Genomic DNA, 21,528 nt, shown 5'->3' on the forward strand with positions numbered 1-21,528 from the left:
GGAAATTCCCTGCCAAGGGGGTGCGGTCCCAGGACCGCGGTTCGGGGGAGAAACACCCACCGAGCGCCTGGCCGGCACCTCGCTGACGCTTCCCGGAAGATTCCCGTACGTCCGCCCCATTGCTGCCCCGAGGGGCAGATAAAGGCGACGAGTACTGTGGGACTCGCTTCCGGTCCTCCCGGCGGGAGGCGCGCAGCATCGGCACTCAACCGAGCAACTTGAGTAGTCTGCCATACAAGACGCGTACTGCGCCAATCGGGCCCAAGACAATACCCGTCGCAGCGATCACGTCAAACCCCGCGCGCTCGGCAGACGGGCCCTCCAGGACCCCGCCACCGGGCCGGCCGGTCAGCCCCGGCGCCAGATCACGTACTGCCGCTCCCGCACGGTCCGGTCGACGTGCCAGCCGGCCGGAGCGTTGCGCCAGCTCTCGGTGGGGGCGGCCCCGGGGTCGGACAGGACCAGGAGGGCGACGTCTGCCTCCGCCGGAGGGCTCTGGTCCTCGGTCAGGGAGCGGGTCCACACCCGGCCGTCGAGCACCTGGTAGGCCATCGCCGCCCGGTTCTGCCAGTTCACGTCCGCGTCCATGACCAGGCGGTCGCCCGGGCGGATGCCCGCCTCCTCGATGAAGCCGGTGGCATCGCCGCGGCGCTCCTGCGTGAAGGGCTTCGTGACGTTGTCGGTGATGGCCACGGTCCCCCAGACCGCGAACAGCGCCGTCGCCACCCCGGCGGCCCCCGTGGCGAGCGCGGTCCGGCGGACACCGCCGAGCAGCCGCACCAGGAGCAGGGCGGTGAGCACGATCAGGGCCACGGCCGTGGTGCGCGCCGGGTGGAAGCTGCCCCAGTCCTGCGCCCAGAGGCTGGAGAGGAAGGTCGCGTCGGGCAGGCCCCACAGGATGAACCAGGACCTGCCGAACTCCTTGCCGGCCATGTGGAGCAGTACCGCCGTGAGCGCCAGCGTCACGCCGGCGGCGGCAGCGCCGAGGGCGAGGAGCTTCTTCCGGCTGCGGAGGCGGTACAGGGTCGCCGCGGCGACCAGGAGGTACGCGGGGACCAGCAGGGACAGGTAGCGGGCGTAGACGAGGGTGTCGATCCGCCGGTCGGCGGGCAGGCCTGCGGCGGCCGCGAGGGCGATGCCGCCGAGCAGCGCGACCATCACGAAGGCCACCACGCGGTCGGCCCGGGCGAAGCGCGGGCGCAGAACCGCGTACACGCAGACCACCAGGGCGAGGGCGCCCAGGCCCCAGGTGCTGGTCATGAAGTACCAGAGGTGACCGACGGTCCGCATCAGGGTGCGGCGCATCAGGCCGGTGTCCACGAGGGTCTTCAGGACGATGTTGCCTACCGCGCTCGGCTCGGCGCCGTCGATCCGGGAGATCAGCCAGGCGGCCATCAGCTGCTTGACGGCGAACATCGCGGCGAGCAGGCCCAGCGCCGCCAGGGCGGCGCTCCGGGGCGCCCACCGCAGGGCCAGGGCCGCGAGCAGCACCAGCCCGGTCAGCATGACGATCACACCGCCGCGGTCGTGCGTGAGCAGGCAGTACCCGGCGGCGAAGGCCGCCAGCAGGCCGAACCGGAGGCGGCTCCTGCGGGTGCCCTCGGAGAGCAGGCCGTGCAGGCCGATCAGCCAGGACAGCACCAGGACCGGCAGCGGGGTGTCCGCCATCGCGAACTGGGAGTAGAAGACCACCGGCGGCACCAGCACCACGGCGCAGGCGACGACGTACGAGACCGGCCGGGAGACGTCCAGCCGGCGCATCCCCCAGTACGCCACCAGCAGCACCAGGCAGCTGATCAGGGCGTTGATGCCCAGGATCAGGTGGTAGGCGTGCACCGGGTCCTGCGTGATGCGCAGGGCGGGCGAGACCAGCAGCGAGTAGCCGCCGGGGATGACCTGGTTGCGGGGTATCTCGGTGGTCGGCAGACCGGCCATGACCCGGGCCATCACCAGGTACATCTGCTCGTCCGGGCTGACCGCCGGATGGTCCTGCTTCGTGACCAGCGAGATCCGGAACAGCACGTTGAGCACGTAGCCCACGGCCAGCGCCGACGGCACGACCCACCTGGCGTGCCACCACCCCGCCGCCGGGGGATCCCCGGCGGTACGGGCGGGCCCCGGGTCCTCGGGGGACGCGGGGAACGCGGGGGACGTGGGGGGCGTCCTCGTCACTGCAGATCACACTTCCGTGAGATGTCCGTCGGGCACCGGGCGGCGGTACGGGTGCCCGCGGCGGGGACGCCTGCGGTCGGCGGCCCGCCCGGCGGAGCGCCGGTGCGGGACATCCGCCCGGGACTACGCCTTGGTCAGCTCGTGGCCGAGCAGCTCGGCGGTGCGCCGCTGGTGGGCGACGTACGCCGGCGAGCCGGGCGTGAACGCCTTGAGCTCCTTGGGCATGCGGCGGATCATCGCGAGCAGCAGCACCAGACCGGCGCGGGTGAGGTAGACCATCGCCCGGAACGGCGAGGCGGACGGGCGGCCGGTGGTCCGTTCCCGCATCGCGACGGGGATCTGGCGCACGGTGTAGCCGGATCGGGCCGCGCCCACCATGGACTCGATGGTGTCGCCGAGGTACTCCACGGGGTACCAGCGCGCGAAGAACTCTATGAGCGGGCGGTTGCAGGCCCGGAAGCCCGAGGTGGTGTCGGTGAGCTTGGTGCGGGTGATACGCGAGAGCACCACGGACAGCAGCTTCATGGCCCACTTGCGGGGCCCGCCGACCTGGTAGTCGCCGTCTCCGGCGAACCGGGCGCCTATGACGAGGTCGGCGTCGCCGACGGCGAGCCGCTCGAGGAGGGCCGGGACGTACGCCGGGTCGTGCTGGCCGTCGGCGTCCACCTGGATCGCGACGTCGTAGTCGTGCTGCTGTGCGTAGCGGTAGCCGAGCCGCATCGCGCCGCCGACACCGAGGTTGAACGGCAGCTGGGCGACGGCCGAACCGGCCGCGCGCGCGACCTCGGCGGTGTTGTCGGCCGAGCCGTCGTCGACCACGAGGGTGTCGACGTAGGGCAGTTGCTCCTGGATCTCACGCAGGACGGAGGGCAGGCCCTCCTCCTCGTTCCAGGCGGGAAGAATGATCAGAACGCGACGACCGTCGTTCACGAGTTCACCTGTGCCTCGGTGGCGCCGGAGTCCTCCGTGCGCGGCGACGTGCTGGGGTAACCGCCCTGCTGGACGAGATGCGCGCGGATCAGCGCGACGTCCTCCGCGAGCGTGCGGGTCTCCGCCTCCAGGCGGCTGGTCTCCCAGCTCAGGTGCAGGCTGACCAGCAGGACCAGCACGAAGCCGCTGAACAGGACCAGGCTCGCACCGGAGGCGACGCCGAGGGTTTTGGCGAGCGGGTCCAGGAGGTCGGGCACGAACCCGATCGGCGCGACCAGCAGTCCGATGCCGAGCCATATCGCGGCGTACTTCTCCCGCAATTGCTGACGGCGCAGCAGTTCGAGGATGTACCCCAGCACCAGAAGACCGGAGATGGAGGTCAGGACGGAGAGTCGCACAGCGGGCGGCGCCTTTCGCGCGAAGGGGCCAAAGTCTTTGTGGGACAAGCATATGGCACCGGATGACAGCGTCAGGCCGGTGGAGGACGGCTCCGAGCACCGCCCGGTGACGTGGCCGTCCCCGGCGTCCGGCCCGGCCCGGCCCGGGCGCCGGGGACGCATCCCAGCAGGTCGGCGGAGTCCGGCCGTTGGCCGTCCCGCCGACTCGGATCCGCCCCCGGACCGCGGCGCCGGCCGGGCCGTCCGGCGGTGGTGGTGACCAAGGCCACGGCACGCCGAAGGGCCCCGTCCCTCCGCCGGAGCGGTGGGACGGGGCCCTCCAGTGCAACTTGGTGCTCGCTGACGAGCTACCAGGTCAGAACTCGAACTACTTCGAGATCTTGGTGACCTGGCCGGCGCCCACGGTACGACCACCCTCACGGATGGCGAACTTCAGGCCCTCCTCCATGGCGACCGGCTGGATCAGCGCGACCGTCATCTCGGTGTTGTCGCCCGGCATGACCATCTCCGTGCCGGCCGGCAGGGTGACGACACCCGTGACGTCCGTGGTACGGAAGTAGAACTGCGGGCGGTAGTTGTTGAAGAACGGGGTGTGACGGCCACCCTCGTCCTTCGACAGGATGTAGGCCTGGGCCTCGAACTCGGTGTGCGGCGTGACCGAACCGGGCTTGATGATGACCTGGCCGCGCTCGACGTCCTCGCGCTTGATGCCACGGAGGAGCAGACCGACGTTCTCGCCCGCCTGGCCCTCGTCGAGCAGCTTGCGGAACATCTCGATACCGGTGACCGTGGTGGTGGTCTTCTCTTCCTTGATACCGATGATGTCGACGGTCTCGTTGACCTTCAGGACACCACGCTCGATACGGCCGGTGACGACCGTACCGCGACCGGTGATCGTGAAGACGTCCTCGACGGGCATGAGGAACGGCTTCTCGGTGTCACGCGGCGGGGTCGGGATGGCCTCGTCGACGGCGGACATGAGGCCGAGAAGCTTCTCGCCCCACTCCTTGTCGCCCTCGAGCGCCTTCAGCGCGGAGACGCGGACGACCGGCAGGTCGTCGCCCGGGAACTCGTACTCGGAGAGCAGCTCACGGACCTCGAGCTCGACGAGCTCCAGGATCTCCTCGTCGTCCACCATGTCGGCCTTGTTCAGGGCGACGACGATGTAGGGGACGCCGACCTGGCGGGCCAGGAGCACGTGCTCCTTGGTCTGCGGCATCGGGCCGTCGGTGGCGGCGACCACGAGGATGGCGCCGTCCATCTGCGCGGCACCGGTGATCATGTTCTTGATGTAGTCGGCGTGACCCGGGCAGTCGACGTGGGCGTAGTGACGCGCCTCGGTCTGGTACTCGACGTGCGCGATCGAGATGGTGATACCGCGCTGGCGCTCCTCAGGAGCCTTGTCGATCTGGTCGAAGGCCGAGGCCTCGTTCAGGTCCGGGTACGCGTCGTGCAGCACCTTGGTAATGGCGGCCGTGAGGGTCGTCTTACCGTGGTCAATGTGACCGATGGTGCCGATGTTGACGTGCGGCTTAGTCCGCTCGAACTTCGCCTTCGCCACGGGGTCCTCCTGGAGAGTGGTTCTGTACGCCTTGCTCATCGGCGCCAGGTGATCTTTGCTGGAAAGCCGGTTTCCCCGGGGCAACAGAAGTGTTGCTCCTGCTGCCCCAGAGGCTCCGGTGACAAGCCTAAAGCGTGTACTCGGAAGAGTTACTCGCCCTTGGCCTTCGCGATGATCTCCTCAGCGACGTTCCGGGGAACCTCGGCGTAGGAGTCGAACTGCATCGAGTAGCTGGCGCGACCCGAGGTCTTGCTGCGGAGGTCTCCGACGTAGCCGAACATCTCCGAAAGGGGCACGAGGCCCTTCACGACGCGAGCACCGTGACGCTCCTCCATGGCCTGGATCTGGCCACGGCGGGAGTTGATGTCACCGATGACGTCACCCATGTAGTCCTCGGGCGTGGTGACCTCTACGGCCATCATCGGCTCGAGGAGCACGGGGGACGCCTTGCGCGCGGCCTCCTTGAAGGCCTGCGAGCCGGCGATCTTGAACGCGAGCTCGGAGGAGTCGACCTCGTGGTAGCCACCGTCGAGAAGCGTGACGCGGACGCCCGTCATCTCGTAGCCCGCCAGGATGCCGAACTGCATGGCCTCCTGCGCACCGGCGTCGACCGAAGGGATGTACTCCTTCGGGACGCGGCCGCCGGTGACCTTGTTCACGAACTCGTACGCCGGACCGTCGGTCTCGGTGATGGGCTCGATCGCGATCTGCACCTTGGCGAACTGACCGGTACCACCGGTCTGCTTCTTGTGGGTGTAGTCGTGACGCTCGACGGCCTTGCGGATCGTCTCGCGGTACGCGACCTGCGGCTTGCCGACGTTGGCCTCGACCTTGAACTCGCGCTTCATACGGTCGACCAGCACCTCGAGGTGCAGCTCGCCCATACCGCCGAGGATGGTCTGGCCCGTCTCCTCGTCCGAGTGAACGTGGAAGGAGGGGTCCTCCTCCGCGAGACGCTGGATGGCGACACCCAGCTTCTCCTGGTCACCCTTGGACTTGGGCTCGATGGCGACCTGGATGACCGGAGCCGGGAAGTCCATGGACTCCAGGATCACGGGTGCCTTGTCGTCACACAGCGTCTCACCGGTGGTGGTCTGCTTCAGGCCCATGACGGCGACGATGTCACCGGCGCCCACCGACGCGATCTCCTCACGCTTGTTCGCGTGCATGCGGTAGATCTTGCCGATGCGCTCCTTCTTGCCCTTGACGGAGTTCAGCACCGCAGTGCCGGCCTCCAGGCGGCCCGAGTAAACCCGGACGAAGGTGAGCTTGCCCAGGTGCGGGTCGCTCATGATCTTGAACGCCAGAGCCGCGAGCGGCTCCTCGTCGGAAGGCTTGCGCTTCACGACGACCTCGGCGTCGCGGACGTCGTGGCCCTCGATGGCCTCGATGTCCAGCGGCGACGGCAGGTAGCGGACGACGGCGTCGAGCAGGGGCTGAACGCCCTTGTTCTTGAACGCCGTGCCACAGAACACCGCGGTGATCGTGGGCTCGCCCTTGCCCTTGCCGGAGTTCAGGATGATGCGACGCACGGCGGCGTGCAGCTGCTCCACGGACGGCTCGTCGCCGTTCAGGAAGAGCTCCATGATCTCGTCGTCGTTCTCGGCGACGGTCTCGACCAGCTTGCCGCGCCACTCTTCAGCAGCCTCGGTGTGCGTGGCCGGGATGTCGACGATGTCGTACATCTCGCCCTTGGTCGCCTCGGCGGACCAGACGAACGCCTTCATGGTGACCAGGTCGACAACGCCCTGGAAGTCCATCTCGGCACCGATGGGGAGCTGCATGACGATCGGAACCGCACCGAGGCGGTCCTTGATCATGTCGACACAGCGGTGGAACTCGGCGCCGGTGCGGTCCAGCTTGTTGACGAAGCAGATGCGCGGGACGCCGTAGCGGTCCGCCTGACGCCAAACGGTCTCGGACTGCGGCTCCACACCGGCGACACCGTCGAACACGGTGACGGCACCGTCGAGGACGCGGAGCGAACGCTCCACCTCGACGGTGAAGTCCACGTGACCCGGGGTGTCGATGATGTTGATGGTGTGGTCGACGTCCTCGAGCGGCCAGTGGCAGGTCGTCGCGGCGGACGTGATCGTGATGCCGCGCTCCTGCTCCTGCTCCATCCAGTCCATCGTGGCAGCGCCGTCGTGGACTTCACCGATCTTGTAAGACACACCGGTGTAGAACAGGATGCGCTCGGTGGTGGTCGTCTTGCCCGCGTCGATGTGGGCCATGATCCCGATGTTGCGGACCTTGGCCAGGTCAAGCGAAGTGGTAGCCATACCGGCTCAGTCTTCTCTCGGTCTCGATGTGGGTTTGAACTACCAGCGGTAGTGCGCGAAGGCCTTGTTGGACTCGGCCATCTTGTGGGTGTCCTCGCGCTTCTTGACGGCAGCGCCAAGACCGTTGGAGGCGTCGAGCAGCTCGTTCATCAGGCGCTCGGTCATGGTCTTCTCACGACGGGCGCGGGAGTAACCCACGAGCCAGCGGAGGGCCAGGGTCGACTGGCGACCCGGCTTGACCTCGACGGGAACCTGGTAGGTCGCGCCACCGACACGGCGGGACTTGACCTCGAGGGACGGCTTGACGTTCTCGAGCGCGCGCTTCAGCGTGATGACCGGGTCGTTGCCGGTCTTCTCGCGGAGGCCTTCCATGGCGCCGTAAACGATGCGCTCGGCGGTGGAGCGCTTGCCGTTCAGGAGGATCTTGTTGATGAGCGACGTCACCAGAGGAGATGCGTAGACCGGGTCGATGATGACCGGGCGCTTCGGGGCGGGGCCCTTACGAGGCATTCTTACTTCTCCTTCTTGGCGCCGTAGCGGCTGCGGGCCTGCTTGCGGTTCTTGACAGCCTGGGTGTCAAGCGCACCGCGGATGATCTTGTAACGAACACCCGGCAGGTCCTTCACACGGCCACCACGCACGAGCACGATCGAGTGCTCCTGCAGGTTGTGTCCCTCACCCGGAATGTAAGCGGTGACCTCGATGCCGGAGGTCAGACGCACACGCGCGACCTTACGGAGCGCCGAGTTCGGCTTCTTCGGGGTGGTCGTGAACACTCGCGTGCAGACGCCACGACGCTGGGGCGAAGCCTCGAGCGCGGGGGTCTTTGTCTTCTCGACCTTGTCCTGCCGGCCCTTCCGGACCAGCTGCTGGATCGTAGGCACTACTTCTCCGGTTTCTGTGTGCCGTGTAGTGAAGCTAACCTGGAACATTTGCCGACCCACGCGGTCGGGTGTGTCGGATCCGGCGGACCTCCGCGCAAGCACGGAGACGCATGGATCGCGGTGGCTGCTTCGGCTCGCATGCGGTTGATGGACACGCACGGGAGCCCAGGCACACCCCAGGCACAAGGTCTGAGCGTACCTATCGCATCCACTCCGGTCAAAACAAAAGCCCGGCCGCGGGGGCGTGAAGATCCCTCCGGCCCGTGCGCCGCACGGGCGACACCGGGGTGCGGCCCCTCCGACGCGCGCAAGCTGCACGGACGTGCTATGGAGCTGCGGCGATGCCCCCGTGCGGGGTCCCGTACGGGCCGGTCGAACACCCCCGCGCGCTCCGTCTCGCGGGTCATCCGGGCGGTCCCGGGGCCCTACACTGCCGAGCGCTTCAGCCCAAACGGTACGACCATGAGGGAGCGGGACATTGGGGACGGCCACTTCGGACCCGACGACGACCGCCAGTCCGCCCCGCGCGAGCCGCCGCGGCGTCCTGCCGCGCCCCCGGCGCCCGCGCCCGGCCGCCCTGTACGGGCCCCTGCTGGCCTTCCTCCTCACCTCGGGCGCCTTCTGCGCGGCCTGGGCGGCCCGGGGCACCTACCCCTTCGGCAGCACGGGCCGGGCCGTCAACGACCAGGCCAACCAGTACGTGCCGTTCCACCAGGGCTTGTGGGACCTGGTGCACGGCCGGGCCGCCGGCGACCTGCTGTTCACCTGGCGCGGCGGCTTCGGCCAGCAGTTCCTGTCCGACTACGCCACCTACCTGGGGAACCCCTTCTCCTGGCTGGCCGTCCTCGTCCCGCGCGCCCACGTCGACCTGGCCGTCTTCACCGTCACCCCGGTCACCATGGGCACCGCCGCCGCCCTGATGACGGTGTACCTCGGCAAGCTGCACCCGGGCCCCTGGTGGCAGCGCGGCACCCTCGGCGCCTGCTACGGCCTGTGCGGCTGGGCCCTCAGCGACGCCTCGTACATCCCCATGTGGCTCTGGGGCCTGGTCGCCCTACCGATGCTCGGCATCGCCGTCGAATGGTGCCTGGAGCAGCGCCGCTGGCCGGGCGCCGCCCTGCTGGTCGCGCTCGCCTGGTACGGCAACTTCTACACGGCGATGATGGCCACGCTGGCCGCCTGCGTGCTGCTGGCCGTCCGCCTCGCCACCCGCGGCACCACCCCCGGTCAGCGGCTGGGCGCGGTGTGGCGTGCCGCGACGGCCACCGTCACCGGCGTCCTGCTCACGCTGCCGCTGCTGCTGCCGTCGTTCCTGTCCAGCGGCTCCGCGCAGCCCACCGGGGCCGCCGCATTCGACCCCGTGCGGATCGACGTCTTCCTCACCGGTCTGCTGCCGGCCACCCACCTGTGGGGCGGCCGGCCCCGGCTGTACGTGGCTTCGCTCGGGCTGATCCTGGCCGGGAGCTTCTTCCTGAACACCGCCGTCGCGCGGCGGACCCGTCTGGTGTGGGGCGGCGCGACCGTGCTCGTGGCGGCCTCGTTCCAGTTCCCGCCCACCCAGCTCGTGTGGCACGGCCTCGCGGTCCCGAACGGCAATCCGTACCGCGAGACCTTCGTCCTCAGCGGCATGCTGGTGGTGCTCGCCTGGCTGGCCCTGGCCCACCGGCCGCGCCCCCTGCACCTGGTCCTGTCCACCGCCCTGCTGGTCACGGCCGCCTTCGCGCTGCGCCGCACCGACGACTTCGGAGGCTGGACCTGGCCGGCCGTCCTCGGCGGGGGCGCCCTGTCGCTGCTGGCGCTGGTCCTACTGGCACTCGGCGAAAAGCGCCGCCACCTGGTCCCCCTCGCAGCCGCACTGATGGCAGCCGTCGTCCTCGCCGAGTCCGCCGCCGCCGCGGCCAATGCGGACGCCCGCCGCTCCCGCGAGCGCTGGGCCAGGCCCGCCGTCACCTCCGGCCCGTCGATCGACCGGCACTTCGCCACCGTCCAGGACGTGGACGGCTGGCCCGCCTACCGGACCGACCCGGGCGCGCCGCAGTCCTCGTACAACGACGCGCTCGCCCTGCGCGCGGAGGGCCCGCAGTACTACAGCAGCTACCTCCCGAAGGCCACGTTCGAGGCGCTGGCACCGCTCGGCTACGGCTACAAGAACGGCGGCCGCACCTTCTTCGGCGCCGACAACCCGGTGCTCGACGCGGTCTTCTCGATCGGCGCGCGCGTGCGCCCGGGCGCCGGCCCCGGCACCTGGACGGCCTCGCGGTTCCCCGCGCCCCCGCTGGTCACGGTCCGCTCCGCGCCCTACACCTCGCCCAATCCACCCGGCAGCGTCTACGCCCGCCAGGAGAACGTCCTGGGCGCCACCGTCTACCGGGTCCCGCCGATCACCCGCGGGGGCAGCCCCACGGCGCAGACCTACACCGCCCGGTGCACCCCCGGCTCCGCGGCCTACTGGTACTCCCCCGCGCTGTACGGCACCCTGCGCCACGGCGCCGCGTCGCAGCGGCTGGAGGACGTGCGGACGGGTGTGGTTCCGCTGGGCCCGGTCCCCGCCTCGGGCGCGGTGGCCGTCACCGTGCAGACCCGTACCCGGGGCGCCGGCGCCGGCAGCCACCCGCTCGGCTGCCTGGACCGCGCCGCGCTCGACGCGGCCGTGCGGAAGCTGACCGTCACCGGGGCCACCTCGGTCGAGACGGGCGGCCACGCCATCGCGGCCACCCTGCCCCGGGGTGCCCGCGGCACGGCCGTCCTGGCCATGACGGACGTGCCCGGCTGGCAGTGCTCGGCCCCGGTCAGGAGCTTCCACGGGCTGGTTGCGGTGGACCTGCCCGCGGGCGCAGAGGAGGTGTCCTGCGCCTTCACCCCCAAGGGCCTCGCCCCGGGGCTCGCGGGCGCGGCCCTGGCCCTCCTCGCCCTGGCCTCGGTCACGGTGGCGGGCCGGCGCCGGGGCCGCCCCGGCAGGTAGTTCCTGCATTCCCGAGCCACCCGACCCCCGCGTTCAGTAGATTTGAACGCCTTGATCACCAGGGGTGGGGGCGACTGCAGATGATCTTGAACCAGTCGGCGGGCGGCGACGGCGGGCTAGACGACCGCGTGCCCTTCCTCGCCCGTCTGGAGGATGTCGACGGCGCCGCATTACGAGCCCTCGGACGCGAGCTGACCTACCCGCCCCGCACCCCGCTGCTCCATCAGGACGAGCCCACCGCGCACGTCCTGCTGATCCTCACCGGCTGGACCAAGGTCACGGCCGCCTATCCCAACGGCTACCAGGCGTTGCTGGCCTTACGGGGCCCGGGCGACATCATCGGCGAGTCCGCCGCCCTCACCCGTCGGCCCCGATCCGCGTCCGTCACCGCTCTGGAACAGGTCCGTGCGGTGGTCATCGAGCACGAGGCCTTCCGTACCTTCCTGACCCGCTGCCCCTCTGTCGCGCTCCAACTGCTCGCCCTCACCGCCGACCGACAGCGCACCGGGGACCGCCGCCGCCTGGAGTTCGCCGCGCTGAGCGTGCGCGAGCGGCTCGCCGTGCTCCTGCTGGAGCTGGCCCAGCTGCACGGCCGCCGCACGGCGGAGGGAGTGGAGGTCTCCGTGGCCCTGACCAAGCAGGAACTTGCCGGAGCCGTGGGTGCATCCCGGGAAATGGTTCAACGTCACCTGAAGGACCTCCGCGACCGCGGAGTCGTCAATACGGGCCGACGGGAGCTGGTGATCGTACGCCCGGACGTGCTGCGCCGGATCGCCAGGTCACAGCCACCGGCCGACTGATTCCGGAGCCGGTCTTCAGTGCATCCCGTCACACTCCGGGTGCGTCATCAGCCCTCACGGCGACCGCCCGCTCCGGTGCACGCTCCTTCCATGACCCCGACACAGCCCCTGCCTCGGACCATGCTGCTCATCGACACCGAACGTTTCAGCGATCGTGACGACGTGCAGCAGGCTTACCTGCGCCGCATGCTCTTCGGCATCGTCGACCGTGTCCTGCTCGCCGCCGGCATCGACCAGACCCTGAGGTTGCGCGCCGACCGTGGCGACGCGGTCATGGAGCTGATCGACCCCGCGGTCCCCCTCACGACTCTGCTCCGCACACTCCTCATCGATGTCCCCGCCGAGCTGCGCTCGGTGAATCGGATGGCGGCCAGCTCCGCTCAGATCCGCCTGCGAGCCGTCCTCGCGGCCGGGTACGTGGCCGTCGACGAATACGACGGCTGGGTGGGTACGGACCTCAACCAGGCCTGCCGGCTGCTGGACGCCGAGGCGCTGCGGGCCGCGCTGCGCGAGCGCGGCAACGACTACGCCCTCTGCGTCTCGGAATCGGTCCACTCGGGCATCGTGCGCCACCAGCACACCGGCATCCCCGCCGAGGAGTTCCACCGCATCACGGTGCTGAGCAAGAACGGCCCCCTCACTGCCTGGCTCCACGGTCCGCTCCCCGCCATGGACGATCCGGCCCCCGACACTGCGCGTCAAGGGGCGCTCGCCGCTCCTCACGCTCCCCGGCCCGTATCGTCCGGTGGGATCGACTTCCGCGGCACGAACCACGGCGCGGTCGCCAACCAGATCACGGGTGACATCACCTTCGGCGGCCCGGGTGAGCGCAAGTGAGCGAGCAGGCACCCGCTGACGAGGTGGCGCCGCCACCTGTCGCCCGGTCGGAGGCCCAGCCCGCCACCGAACCCGAGGAACAGGCCCAGGAGCCCTGGGCCGCCCGCCGGGACCTGGATGCACACGCCCCGCACTCGATGGCCTTCCGGGGAACCAACCACGGAGTCACCGCCCAGCAGGTCATCGGCGACATCATCACCGGCGCCAAGATCGAGAACCACTACGACTTCGGCTTCGGTGGTGGCCAGGTCTCCGGAGAGTTTCCGGCCGAGACCCTGAAGCGCTTGGCCGCCGATTTCGTCTCGGAAGGGACCGCCTTCGCCTCTCTGCTGGAGCGGCTGCGCCACGAACGCGTCCTGGTCCTGACCGGCCCGCCCTTCACCGGTCGCCGCACGGCAGCCCTGATGCTGTTGCACCACCTCGACGCCACCCCGGTCCACGCCATGGACCGGGGAGTGACCCCGAGCGACTTGAGCCGGAGGTTCGTCTCCCCGGGCAAGGCGCGCGGTCATGTGCTGTGCGATCTGGAGCCCTCGCAGGATCAGCCGCTGCGCGAAGCCCACCTGCTCGCGCTGCGCGGCCAGCTCCGGGACCAGGACGCGTACCTCGTGATCACCACAGGTCTCAGCCCGTACATCGAAGACACGATCCGTCTTGCCCCGTGGGAGCCTCCGGCGCCGAGGACCACTCTCCGCACCCTGCTGCACTCACGGCTCGACCCGACCGACGCCGACGAGTTGCTGGCCCTGCCCGCGGTGGCCGACTTCCTGTCCCACGAACACCAGATCCGCGAGGTGGTGCGGTACGTCACCGTCCTGGTCCAGGCCGATCAAGCCAAGATCCGGGAGTATTCCCTGCTCGCACTGGAGCGTCAGGTCCAGGAGTGGTTCGAAGAAGCCGAGAACAGGATCCATTTACGCGAGAAGGCCTTCCTGATCGCGCTGGCCGCCTTCGACAAGGGCCCCTACGCGCTGACCGCGGAGCTGAGCGACATCCTGTACGCAGCGCTTCGCAGCACCGGCGACGAGAAGTACCAGGAGCCCATCCCGGTCTTCGGCACCCACATCGCCAAACGGCTCCAGACCGCACGGGCCCGGCGCTACCCCGAGGACGAGATGACCGAGTGGGGCCCGGTCATGCAGGTCAAGGCCGCATTCAAGGACGAGCGCGTGGCACCGGTACTGCTGCGCGAGGTCTGGACCGGCCACCCGGCGGCGAGACCAGCACTGATCAAATGGCTCAACGGCCTCGCCTCCGACGGCCGCCCCTTCGTACGGACCAGGGCGGCAGCCACCGTGGCCGTCCTCGCCTTCACCGACCTGCCATCGGCCATGGCGCTGATCGTCGAGCCCTGGGCGGGCGCGAAGGAGTCCCGGCGGCAGCTGACAGCAGTGAGCGCCCTCACTCTCGCCCACCGGATCGGCGCCCCGAACATCCCTCGGATCATCGATGGCTGGAGCGCCGACGGCCAGGACCCCAAGCGCTGCTGGGTCGCCGTCCGCGCCCTGGGCCTCATAGGACCCGAACGTCCGGCGGAGACGCTAGCCGCACTCCGCGCTCAGGCCCGCCACCAGTACGACAAGAAGCTTGCCCAGTCGCGCACGGGGGCCGGCGACCAGCAGGTCACCGAGGAACTCCCCCAGTCCGTCGCCCTGCTGCTGCTCTCCCCTGCAGCCGTACCGGCCCTCATGGCGCTAGTGCCCGCTCTCAGCGGCCATCCCTCCGCTCGTGTGCTCGCCCTGGACGGCTTCCTCACCGCCTGCGAACGATCGGACCCCTCGTCCTGCCCGCCCCTCCTCGCAGGCTACGCAGCGTCCCCTGCCGCCTACAGCGCAGTCTCGTTGCTGCTGAGCACCGCCATCAACGACCGCACCACCAACGAACGGGCCGAGAACGTGCTGCGCTCCTGGGTCCGGTCCGCCGACACCGACCCCACCGCCGCGCGTGCCCTCACGCACCTGCTCCCTGCGCTCGCCACCGGCCCGCGCGACGCCGCGCGACTGGACCACCTGCTCGACACGGTGCCGGGTCTCGACGGACAGCCCCGACCCCGTGTTGCCGGCCAGCTGCGCGCCGCACTCGCTCCCCCGCTCGCACGTGCCTGAAAGGAGGCCGCTCATGGACAGCCCTCTACACCGTTACGCCGACTGGGACCAGCACGCCGACCGGCACACACAGCTCGCGGACCCGGTCGTCACCGTCCGCCAGATAGGCCGCCTCGGTCTACCCGGCAGGGCGCCCACCCGGATCGATCACGCCCTCGTCTACACCACCCGGCGGGGCGACTTCGAGGTCTTCCTCCCCCCGCACCGGCCCCGCCGACTCCGCCGCCGGTACACGGCGGTCTACGAGGTGGACATGGGGGTCCACCCCGTACGGAACCGGATTCCACTGCCCAGCGCCGACGACGCCCACGAGTTCGAGGTGGGCGTGGAGTTCGACTGGCAGGTCACCGACCCGGCCCGATACGTCCGCAGCGGCCACCGCGACGTGCCCCGTCTCCTCCTCGGCGAGCTGGAACAGGCCGCCCGGCCGGTCACCCGGCGCTTCACCATCGCCGACAGTGCTGCCGCGGAGAACGAACTGCTGACCGCCGTGGGCCAGGGCAAGCCCTTGGGCGAAGAGGCGGGCCTACGCGTCCTGTGGACCGTGCGGCTCCGCCGTGACGAGGAAAACATCGCGCACGCCCGACGCCTGCAGGCCATCGAGCACGAGGCGGCCGAGGAGATCCGGACCCAGCAGTGCGGATCCCGGGCCGACCGGGAAAAGGCCGACCGGAGCCGCGCACAGCACGAACGGCAACTGGAGCTCCAGGAGTACGAGGCCCGGCGGATCGCCTTCTACCGCGAATACCTGACGCATGGCGGGATCGACGCCTGGGCCATGCACCTGGCCCAGCACCCGGAGGACTCCGCGAAGGCGCTGAGCAGCCTGCGGGAGGAGCAACGGGAACAGCTCAGGGCGCAGATGGAGCTGATCAAGGAAATGCTGACCAAAGCAGGAACGGAGCCCTTCGAGCTGGAGGGGCCGAGGCGACTTGCGATCGAAGCCTTCACCGCCGTGTTCGGTCAGCACGTGCCGGAAGGTCCGGACCCTGCGGCTGCGAAAACGGGACACACGGACACCTCCCGATGACCGCCACAGGGGACCCCGACCCCGTTGCCACCGACCGGATCGCCTCACAGCTCCTCGCCGACCTGCGGGTCGAGATCGCCCGCGCCGACAGCAAGGCTTCCCTGCTCATCGGAGCCCTCGGCATGACCGCTGGGCTGCTCAGCACCCAGTTGGCCGGGCGCCGCTGGCACCCCGGTTCCCTTTCCGGGTTCGGCCTGATGCTCTGGTGCATCGGCGCCGCGGCTCTCGCACTGAGCCTGTTGGCTCTCCTTCTCGCCGTACTCCCCCGGTCCCTGAGCTCCGTATGGCAGGCGGGCACCCCACTCTCCTACTTCGGCAACATCCGCTCCGCCGACCAGCAGGGCCGCCTCGCCGAAGCCCTTGCCCACACCGGCCGCGACCAGGGCACCGCACTTCGCGACGCCCTGGCCGCCAACAGCCGGATCGCGGTCCGCAAGCACCAGTGGATCAAGGCCGGGCTCGTGTCCTACGGCACCGGTGTGGCACTGCTGACCGCTGCCCTGCTCTCAGGCTGACCACCGCCGGCCCGTGGAGGCCCCGTATGGACGACAAGACCGCCCCACCCGATGACCTCGACTACCGCAACCCTCCCGGCACCCGTGTCACGTACCAGGCCCGCCAGCGGGCGACCGACCGCACCACCTGGCTCCACCTCGCACTTCACCTGCCCGCCTTCCTCCTCAGTCTCGCCCTGGTCTTGGTGGCGTCCCTGGTCCTCGAAGCCTGGCTCGGCGTGCCTGCGTGGTTGCCCACAGCCCTGTGGACGGCTTCCGGCGCCCTCACCTTCCACCGCCCCAGTGAGCAGTTCCTCGCACGTCACCTCCTGCGCCTGCACCGTCCGCTCCCGGCGGACCTGGCCACCCTGACACCCGTGTGGCACGAGGTCACGGCCCGCGCCGGGGTGGACGGCCGCCAGTACGAGCTGTGGATAGAGGAGAGCGGCGACCTGAACGCGCTCGCCGCCGCCGGCCATATAGTCGCGGTCACCAGGCGGGCACTGGAGCAGCTGCCCACCACCCAGCTGGCCGCCGTACTCGCCCACGAACTGGGCCACCACGTGGGCGGTCACGCCTGGTCCGGGTTGCTCGGCTGGTGGTACGGCATGCCCTGCCGACTCGCCTGGCGAGGACTCGCCCGAGCAACGCCCCGGGTCCTGCGCACCGCGCGCGGCGCCAGGTACACCCACACCACCGTGAGCATCCTGCTGGCGATCGGCGTCTGGCTGACCTTCACTGCCCTCACCGCCGCCTACGGGTTGCCTCTGCTGCTGCTCGTACTGCCCTACCTGACAGCGGCGGTGGGCCGCCGGGCCGAACTCCGGGCCGACGCACACGCCGCGGTCCTGGGGTTCGGACCGGCTCTCGCCCAGACACTCCACGACTGGAGCACCCACGAGACCGGCACACCCGCGCCCCCCGGCATGGCCGGGCTGCAATCCCGGCTGCTCTCCACCCACCCCGACCACCGCACACGGCTGCACCACCTCCAGCCGTTCCTGCAGAGCGGCCGCTGAAACGCCGCAGGGCGGCCACCCTTTCGGGTGACCGCCCTGCGGTTGATTCTCTGCTGCGACTCAGCCGTTGTACGGGCCGTAGTCGTAGTCCTCCAGCGGGACAGCCTGGCCGGAGCCGGTGCCGAAGGGCGAGTAGTCGATGTCGTCGTAGCCGACGGCCGAGTACATCGCGGCCTTGGCTTCCTCGGTGGGCTCGACCCGGATGTTGCGGTAGCGGGCGAGGCCCGTACCGGCCGGGATGAGCTTACCGATGATGACGTTCTCCTTGAGGCCGATCAGGGAGTCGGACTTGGCGTTGATCGCCGCGTCCGTCAGAACCCTGGTCGTCTCCTGGAAGGACGCCGCCGACAGCCACGACTCGGTCGCGAGCGAGGCCTTGGTGATACCCATCAGCTGCGGACGACCGGAGGCGGGGTGACCGCCCTCGGTGACCACACGACGGTTCTCGGTCTCGAACTTCGACCGCTCGACGAGCTCGCCCGGCAGCAGCTCCGCGTCGCCGGATTCGATGATCGTCACGCGGCGCAGCATCTGCCGGATGATGATCTCGATGTGCTTGTCGTGGATCGACACGCCCTGCGAGTTGTAGACCTTCTGGACTTCGCCGACCAGGTGGACCTGGACGGCACGCTGGCCGAGGATGCGCAGCACGTCGTGCGGGTTGGTGGCACCCATGGTGAGCTTCTGGCCCACCTCGACGTGGTCGCCCTCGTGCACGATGACCTTGGCGCGCTTCGAGATCGGGAACGCCGTCTCGTCGCTGCCGTCGTCGGGCGTGATGACGATCTTCTTCGTCTTCTCGGTCTCCTCGATCCGCACGCGGCCGGCGGCCTCGGAGATCGGGGCGACACCCTTCGGGGTACGGGCCTCGAAGAGCTCGACGACACGCGGCAGACCCTGCGTGATGTCGTCACCTGCCACACCACCGGTGTGGAAGGTACGCATCGTCAGCTGGGTACCGGGCTCACCGATGGACTGGGCGGCGATGATGCCGACCGCCTCACCGATGTCGACCAGCTTGCCGGTGGCGAGCGAGCGTCCGTAGCAGAAGGCACAGGTGCCGACCGCGGACTCACAGGTCAGGACCGAGCGGGTCTTGACCTCCTCGACGCCGTTGGCGACCAGGGCGTCGATCAGGACGTCACCGAGGTCGACGTTGGCCGGCGCGATGACCTTGCCGTCGATGACGACGTCCTCGGCCAGCATGCGGGCGTAGATCGAGGTCTCGACGTCGTCGGCCTTGCGCAGCACGCCGTCCTCGCCGCGAACGGCGATCTTCAGCTTCAGGCCGCGCTCGGTACCGCAGTCCTCCTCGCGGATGATCACGTCCTGCGAGACGTCCACCAGACGACGGGTCAGGTAACCCGAGTCGGCGGTACGCAGGGCGGTGTCCGCCAGACCCTTACGGGCACCGTGCGTGGAGATGAAGTACTCCAGAACGGTGAGGCCCTCACGGAAGGACGCCTTGATCGGACGCGGGATGGTCTCGTTCTTCGCGTTCGACACCAGACCACGCATACCGGCGATCTGTCGCATCTGCATCATGTTTCCTCGGGCACCCGAGTCAACCATCATGAAGATGGGGTTCGTCTTGGGGAAGTTCGCGTTCATCGCCTCGGCAACCTCGTTGGTCGCCTTGGTCCAGATCGCGATGAGCTCCTGCGTGCGCTCGTCCTTGGTGATCAGACCGCGCTCGTACTGCTTCTGGACCTTCTCGTCCAGCTCCTCGTAGCCCTTGACGATGGCCTTCTTGGCCTCGGGCACGACGACGTCGGAGATGGCCACGGTGACGCCCGAACGGGTCGCCCAGTGGAAGCCGGCCGCCTTCAGGTTGTCGAGCGTCGCCGCCACGATGACCTTGGGGTAGCGCTCCGCCAGGTCGTTGACGATCTCGGAGAGCTGCTTCTTGCCCACCGAGTAGTCGACGAACGGGTAGTCCTCGGGCAGCAGCTCGTTGAAGAGCGCGCGGCCCAGGGAGGTGCGCAGACGGAAGCTGTCGCCCGGCTGGAACTCCTGCTCGCCCTCCTCGGCGACCGGCGGCACCCAGCCACGCGGCGGGATGGTGCCCACCGGGAAGCGGATGTCGACGGACGACTGGAGCGCGAGCTCGCCGTTGTCGAACGCCATGGTCGCCTCGGCCGTGGAGCCGAACGCGCGGCCCTCGCCCTTGGTGTCACGGAGCTCACCGTCGGTGGTCAGGAAGAACAGACCGAGGACCATGTCCTGGGTCGGCATCGTGACCGGACGGCCGTCGGCCGGCTTGAGGATGTTGTTCGAGGACAGCATCAGGATGCGGGCCTCGGCCTGCGCCTCCGCGGAGAGCGGCAGGTGCACGGCCATCTGGTCACCGTCGAAGTCCGCGTTGAACGCGGTGCAGACGAGCGGGTGGATCTGGATGGCCTTGCCTTCGACCAGCTGGGGCTCGAAGGCCTGGATGCCGAGGCGGTGCAGGGTGGGCGCACGGTTCAGCAGGACCGGGTGCTCGGCGATGACCTCTTCGAGGACGTCGTAGACGACCGTGCGGCCGCGCTCGACCATCCGCTTGGCGCTCTTGATGTTCTGCGCGTGGTTCAGGTCGACCAGGCGCTTCATCACGAACGGCTTGAAGAGCTCCAGCGCCATGGCCTTGGGCAGGCCGCACTGGTGCAGCTTCAGCTGCGGACCGACGACGATCACGGAACGCGCGGAGTAGTCCACACGCTTACCGAGAAGGTTCTGACGGAATCGACCCTGCTTGCCCTTCAGCATGTCGCTGAGGGACTTCAGGGGACGGTTACCGGGACCGGTCACCGGACGACCACGACGACCGTTGTCGAAGAGGGCGTCCACGGCCTCCTGAAGCATGCGCTTCTCGTTGTTCACGATGATCTCGGGGGCACCGAGGTCGAGGAGACGCTTCAGACGGTTGTTGCGGTTGATCACACGGCGGTACAGGTCGTTCAGGTCGGAGGTCGCGAAGCGGCCACCGTCCAGCTGCACCATCGGACGCAGGTCCGGCGGGATCACCGGGACGCAGTCCAGAACCATGCCCTTGGGCTTGTTGCTGGTCTGCAGGAACGCGGAGACGACCTTGAGGCGCTTGAGCGCACGGGTCTTCTTCTGGCCCTTGCCGGTACGGATGATCTCGCGGAGGCGCTCGGCCTCCTCCTCGAGGTCGAAGGACTCCAGGCGCTTCTGCAGCGCGGCGGCGCCCATGCAGCCGTCGAAGTACGTGCCGAAGCGGTCACGCAGCTCGCGGTAGAGGAGCTCGTCGCCCTCCAGGTCCTGGACCTTGAGGTTCTTGAAGCGGGCCCACACCTCGTCGAGGCGGTCGATCTCGCGCTGGGCGCGGTCACGGAGCTGCTTCATCTCGCGCTCGGCGCCTTCGCGCACCTTGCGGCGCACGTCGGCCTTCGCGCCCTCGGCCTCGAGCTCGGCCAGGTCGGTCTCGAGCTTCTTGGCACGGCCTTCGAGGTCCGCGTCACGGCGGTTCTCGATCTGCTGGCGCTCGACGGAGACGTGGGCCTCCAGCGACGGGAGGTCGCGGGTGCGGCGCTCGTCGTCCACGAACGTGATCATGTACGCGGCGAAGTAGATGACCTTTTCGAGGTCCTTCGGCGCGAGGTCCAGCAGGTAGCCCAGGCGCGACGGGACGCCCTTGAAGTACCAGATGTGGGTGACGGGAGCGGCAAGCTCGATGTGGCCCATCCGCTCACGGCGCACCTTGGCACGCGTGACTTCGACGCCACAGCGCTCACAGATGATGCCCTTGAAGCGGACACGCTTGTACTTACCGCAGTAGCACTCCCAGTCCCGGGTGGGGCCGAAGATCTTCTCGCAGAAGAGTCCGTCCTTCTCGGGCTTGAGGGTGCGGTAGTTGATGGTCTCCGGCTTCTTGACCTCGCCGTGGGACCAGGTTCGGATGTCGTCCGCGGTGGCAAGGCCGATCCGCAGCTCGTCGAAGAAGTTGACGTCGAGCACTGTGCGTCAATCCCTCTTTCGGGGTCGAGTCTCAATCATGGTCTGAACGGTCCCGGGGGCGACGGGGGCTCCGTGAGGAGCCCCCGTCAGGCCC

The 21,528-nt window shown here is 69.3% G+C and carries 15 protein-coding genes; 7 read left to right on the forward strand and 8 right to left on the reverse strand.

Translation table 11 applies throughout. The annotated features are described in order from the left end of the window. Nucleotides 1-348 precede the first annotated feature (348 nt). The 7 genes from ACFWUZ_RS31100 to rpsL all read right to left on the reverse strand — a co-directional run bounded on the left by ACFWUZ_RS31100 (nucleotide 349) and on the right by rpsL (nucleotide 8,227). Nucleotides 349-2,058, reverse strand: a complete 1,710-nt coding sequence (locus ACFWUZ_RS31100; protein ID WP_384380317.1) for a hypothetical protein — start codon at nucleotides 2,056-2,058, stop codon at nucleotides 349-351. Nucleotides 2,059-2,295: 237 nt separating this feature from the next. Further along, nucleotides 2,296-3,102 (reverse strand): glycosyltransferase family 2 protein, encoded by an 807-nt coding sequence (locus tag ACFWUZ_RS31105; RefSeq protein ID WP_384380320.1) that lies wholly within the window; start codon nucleotides 3,100-3,102, stop codon nucleotides 2,296-2,298. Further along, nucleotides 3,099-3,500 carry a DUF2304 family protein gene (locus tag ACFWUZ_RS31110; RefSeq protein ID WP_384380323.1) on the reverse strand — a complete coding sequence of 134 codons (402 nt, stop codon included), beginning with the start codon at nucleotides 3,498-3,500 and terminating at the stop codon, nucleotides 3,099-3,101. The genes ACFWUZ_RS31105 and ACFWUZ_RS31110 overlap by 4 nt, the downstream gene beginning before the upstream one ends. Before the next feature lie 367 nt (nucleotides 3,501-3,867). Next, nucleotides 3,868-5,061 carry an elongation factor Tu gene (tuf, locus tag ACFWUZ_RS31115; protein ID WP_136229671.1) on the reverse strand — a complete coding sequence of 398 codons (1,194 nt, stop codon included), beginning with the start codon at nucleotides 5,059-5,061 and terminating at the stop codon, nucleotides 3,868-3,870. Nucleotides 5,062-5,210: 149 nt separating this feature from the next. Beyond that, a complete protein-coding gene (fusA, locus tag ACFWUZ_RS31120; protein WP_384380327.1) occupies nucleotides 5,211-7,343 on the reverse strand; it encodes an elongation factor G in 2,133 nt (710 codons plus the stop codon). 39 nt (nucleotides 7,344-7,382) lie between these two features. Further along, nucleotides 7,383-7,853 carry a 30S ribosomal protein S7 gene (gene rpsG, locus ACFWUZ_RS31125; RefSeq protein WP_007265894.1) on the reverse strand — a complete coding sequence of 157 codons (471 nt, stop codon included), beginning with the start codon at nucleotides 7,851-7,853 and terminating at the stop codon, nucleotides 7,383-7,385. A 2-nt stretch (nucleotides 7,854-7,855) separates the two neighbouring features. Next, nucleotides 7,856-8,227, reverse strand: a complete 372-nt coding sequence (gene rpsL, locus ACFWUZ_RS31130; protein ID WP_007265893.1) for a 30S ribosomal protein S12 — start codon at nucleotides 8,225-8,227, stop codon at nucleotides 7,856-7,858. 478 nt (nucleotides 8,228-8,705) lie between these two features. Between rpsL and ACFWUZ_RS31135 the strand changes: the two genes are divergently transcribed. From ACFWUZ_RS31135 to ACFWUZ_RS31165, 7 genes are all read left to right on the forward strand, one after another. Then, a complete protein-coding gene (locus tag ACFWUZ_RS31135; RefSeq protein WP_384380330.1) occupies nucleotides 8,706-11,189 on the forward strand; it encodes a YfhO family protein in 2,484 nt (827 codons plus the stop codon). An 80-nt stretch (nucleotides 11,190-11,269) separates the two neighbouring features. After that, on the forward strand, nucleotides 11,270-11,989 hold the full coding sequence (locus ACFWUZ_RS31140) for a Crp/Fnr family transcriptional regulator (RefSeq protein ID WP_384380333.1): 720 nt from the start codon (nucleotides 11,270-11,272) through the stop codon (nucleotides 11,987-11,989). Between the two features lie 90 nt (nucleotides 11,990-12,079). Beyond that, nucleotides 12,080-12,826 (forward strand): hypothetical protein, encoded by a 747-nt coding sequence (locus ACFWUZ_RS31145; RefSeq protein ID WP_384380336.1) that lies wholly within the window; start codon nucleotides 12,080-12,082, stop codon nucleotides 12,824-12,826. Continuing rightward, a complete protein-coding gene (locus ACFWUZ_RS31150) occupies nucleotides 12,823-14,931 on the forward strand; it encodes a hypothetical protein (protein WP_384380339.1) in 2,109 nt (702 codons plus the stop codon). Before ACFWUZ_RS31145 ends, ACFWUZ_RS31150 begins: the two co-directional genes overlap by 4 nt. A 13-nt stretch (nucleotides 14,932-14,944) precedes the next feature. Then, nucleotides 14,945-15,961 (forward strand): hypothetical protein, encoded by a 1,017-nt coding sequence (locus ACFWUZ_RS31155; protein ID WP_384380342.1) that lies wholly within the window; start codon nucleotides 14,945-14,947, stop codon nucleotides 15,959-15,961. Continuing rightward, nucleotides 15,958-16,476: a Pycsar system effector family protein gene (locus ACFWUZ_RS31160; RefSeq protein ID WP_384380345.1), complete on the forward strand. Its 519-nt coding sequence runs from the start codon at nucleotides 15,958-15,960 to the stop codon at nucleotides 16,474-16,476. The genes ACFWUZ_RS31155 and ACFWUZ_RS31160 overlap by 4 nt, the downstream gene beginning before the upstream one ends. Before the next feature lie 26 nt (nucleotides 16,477-16,502). Continuing rightward, a complete protein-coding gene (locus tag ACFWUZ_RS31165) occupies nucleotides 16,503-17,474 on the forward strand; it encodes a M48 family metalloprotease (RefSeq protein WP_384380348.1) in 972 nt (323 codons plus the stop codon). A gap of 60 nt (nucleotides 17,475-17,534) precedes the next feature. On the opposite strand, the gene ACFWUZ_RS31170 is transcribed toward ACFWUZ_RS31165, so the two are convergent. Further along, nucleotides 17,535-21,434: a DNA-directed RNA polymerase subunit beta' gene (locus ACFWUZ_RS31170; protein WP_384380351.1), complete on the reverse strand. Its 3,900-nt coding sequence runs from the start codon at nucleotides 21,432-21,434 to the stop codon at nucleotides 17,535-17,537. Nucleotides 21,435-21,528: the final 94 nt, after the last annotated feature.

The organism is Streptomyces sp. NPDC058646 (assembly GCF_042716875.1).
Taxonomy (GTDB): domain Bacteria; phylum Actinomycetota; class Actinomycetes; order Streptomycetales; family Streptomycetaceae; genus Streptomyces.